This window comes from Pseudomonas sp. YNh (assembly GCF_037993085.1).
GTDB lineage: Bacteria > Pseudomonadota > Gammaproteobacteria > Pseudomonadales > Pseudomonadaceae > Aquipseudomonas > Aquipseudomonas putida.
This window is the reverse complement of sequence record NZ_JBBMRJ010000073.1, coordinates 1-1,769: the sequence shown is the minus strand read 5'-3', so window position 1 is coordinate 1,769 and position 1,769 is coordinate 1. Positions and strand designations below refer to the sequence as shown.

The window sequence follows — 1,769 nt, the reverse complement described above, 5'->3', positions numbered from 1 at the left end:
CGGACAATATCGATAGAACTGACCACCACTGCGCGAGTGAAGCCCAACTTTCTCGGGTTGCTCACCTCGGGCGGTGGGGGTGGTTTGAACGCGGGGATGCTGTGGTTCAACATCTTATCGCTCAAGACGGCCTATAACAGCCTGCAAAAGAACGATGCACCGGAATACACCTTGGGCTTTGCTTCATCGATTTTCGGAGTGATCGGTGCAGCGGCGGCGACGATGGTCAGCGTGCGAGCAACGCAGAAGGCTGTAATGCTGAAATTGAGTCCGACCGCACCAGGCATGGCCTTTGGCAATGGGATCATGAAGTTTTTAAGCAGCAATCTCTACGCACGCTTAGTGGGATACCCCACTATAATTAGCGGATTAACTTCTGACATATTCAAGTCGCAGCGGCAGCGCACTAATGGCAACCAAATTGCAGCCCGATACACAATGGCCGGCGGAGTAACGATGGCCGCTGGCTCAATCGTCGTACTTGAAGCCGGACTGTCAATTGCAGGTGTTACTTCGTTTGTACCGTTCGCCGGATGGGCCGCGGCTGCACTTGTCCTGGTGGGAGTAGCCATCATTGCAGGAGGGCTGTACCTTCACGCCAAGGCACATGAGCGGCAGCACAGCCCGATAGAGCTTTGGGCAGCACGTTGCGTGTTCGGCAATCGCATCAACGATGGAGAGATGCACGCTGGAATTAACTTGGACCACGAAAATAGACTTCCTGCTTTTGCTTCGCTAAAAACCGAAATCAAAGCTTGGTACAACGAACACTACGGCCCTAAACTACTCTCCGCCGAGCAGGCCCTGTCACTCGGTATAACTAAAGTCGATACCCGATGGCATCAAGATCATCTCTGGTCTCCGCCAAACTGGACCGCTATCACACATAACGAAGTAGCCACACCTCAACCAGGTGTCGAGTTCACAGTGCTACTGCCTGGCTTCAGGCTAGGCGTAAGCGAATGGTCAGGGAGCTTGAGCGCCCTCCGTGACGGCCAAGGAATGGACGTTTTCCCAATCGCCCCAACCGGCCACATCGTAGGTGCTGGTTTGGTTCTACATTTTGAGAACACGCTAACCAACCAAAATCATGTCTCACTGCATCTCGCCTACAGCGCCAATCAGGGGTTGGACGAAGACAATGAGACCCTGTCGATTTTTCGTTTGGAACGCTGATCATGACAACCATCTGGTTATTCAATTCAACGTCAGATTCAGGGCACAAAGCCGCTATTGGCGGTCAACTTTTAAAAGCATATAAAAACAACCTATGCTTAAGAAACCCGTGGGTGACAGATTCTGTTTTCATGGGGAAATTGTACTGCGCATCGATCCTGATAGTAATGATCGGCATCTACCCTTCCTCTTTCTTTTCAAGTGACGCCTGGAATCCGCACACATTTGACCCAATACTTACTATCGGATTCGCACTCACCCCTTTCATATTCCTCCCCTTCCTCATCTACCGGATATTTCTCATAAAGGGCTTATCTAACATCTACCTCAACCGATCAACACGAAAGATTTACTACCAACGACTGAACAGGGTATTGGTTTTTGATTGGGATAATATGGGCGGGGGTATTTTCAAGCGCGTTGAGTTTGGCGGCTCATCCTTTAGCACCAGCTACGCCCTCGCATTCGCCCCTCGCCGAGCGGATGGCAGCCTCCACCAAGAAGACTGCCTCTGGGTCGACAGCAACGAACCCACCGAGCCCGGCGTAAAGCACGTCGCTGAAGTCTGGGAATACCTGCGACACTTCATGGCC

1 protein-coding gene and 1 pseudogene are annotated in these 1,769 nt (G+C 51.8%); both read left to right on the top strand.

Features of this window, described 5'->3' with window-relative positions:
* Nucleotides 1-1,176: pseudogene (locus WF331_RS29065) on the top strand (T6SS effector BTH_I2691 family protein); the annotation flags it as partial.
* Nucleotides 1,177-1,178: 2 nt separating this feature from the next.
* Nucleotides 1,179-1,769 (top strand): hypothetical protein (locus WF331_RS29060; protein ID WP_340623564.1); only part of this gene is annotated, 591 nt, incomplete at its 3' end.